Source organism: Streptomyces sp. NPDC002055, assembly GCF_040296705.1.
Classification (GTDB): domain Bacteria; phylum Actinomycetota; class Actinomycetes; order Streptomycetales; family Streptomycetaceae; genus Streptomyces.
Genome location: NZ_JBEOXS010000157.1, coordinates 1 through 1,242 on the forward strand (window position 1 = coordinate 1; position 1,242 = coordinate 1,242).

General features: G+C 25.4%; 2 protein-coding genes. One reads left to right on the plus strand and one right to left on the minus strand.

The genetic code is table 11. From position 1 onward, the window contains the following. Window positions 1-239, minus strand: a 239-nt coding sequence (locus ABT112_RS35260; RefSeq protein ID WP_351515840.1) for a hypothetical protein, incomplete at its 3' end; no start/stop codon positions are given. 414 nt (window positions 240-653) lie between these two features. Here ABT112_RS35260 and ABT112_RS35265 point away from each other — a divergent pair. Then, window positions 654-1,242, plus strand: a 589-nt coding sequence (locus tag ABT112_RS35265) for an AbiH family protein (protein WP_351515841.1), incomplete at its 3' end; no start/stop codon positions are given.

Here is a 1,242-nt window from a genome sequence, read left to right on the forward strand (position 1 = left end):
ACCATATCAAGATAGTCTTCAATACTAATTCTTTTAAATGTAAAACCTTTATGAGATTTAGCCCTACCATTTAATACTTGTCTAATTGCATTACTTTGAAACCCTCCCTCACGTTCAGCTTCAACTGAGTTCTTATAAACTCCTATTACAACTCCTCGGTAGTCGACAACCTTGAATGGATTTAAAAATCTATTTGATTGTTTTTCTCTGCTTTCTTTTGACCATACCATATTAGCCACCTCTTTCTTTTTTTTATAGAAACTAAAAAAACGTAAATAAGCAAAAAACCATTTTTATATGAAATCAACCAAGTAATGGCTGGACTTCTAAAAATGTTTTATTTTATGTTTATTTACGTTTTTTTATGTTAATGTTTTGTTTTTTTAGTTAATTGACGAATTTGAGTCTAAATTAACTTTATATATATATTATACCACAATTCAAGTCATTTGTCAATTTTTGTTATACGTGAAACAATCTGCAATGACATATACACCTTTTTGACATGTCTAAAAAACAATGATATCTTCTTCTTACATAATATTTTATTTTCCAAAGATTTTTAAATAAATTTTGGATACTTACATTATATGGATAAATTATTGTTTAATTAAAATATGATAAAATAAACCTAAAGTTAAAGGAGATAATTTATGAGTTTTAGTAATGAGAATCAATCATTAAAACAATTGATTGTATTAGGTAATGGGTTTGATTTAGCTTGTGGCTTAAAATCCACATATTCTGATTTTTTTGATTATATATATGGACAACAAATAGTAAATAATACTAATTCCAATAATTTCTGGTATGACATATTCAGAAATTATAAACAAAAGTCTATAGAGAATTGGGCGGATATTGAGGAACAAATACTTATTCAACTAAAAAACATTGAATATCTTTACAATGAAAAAATATTAATAGAAGGTAGAGGTGATAGTGAAACTAGCTCTTTGGCTCAAAGTGAATACAAAGAAAATAATATACCTATGAATCTATACGTAACTTTAGAATTTCTTTTACCTTACTTTGTAAAAGTTAGGAGTGAAAAAACAACTCAAAATATTTTAAAAATACAATTGTTAATATTGGAAGATGACTTTAGAAAGTATCTGCTTAGTATAACTAAGAATAATGCTGATGATGGGATTTACTATAAATATTATATGAAATCCAAAGTACTCAATAAATATATTCAATTATGTAATTCATCAGAATCTCACAATTCAGACTTGGTAT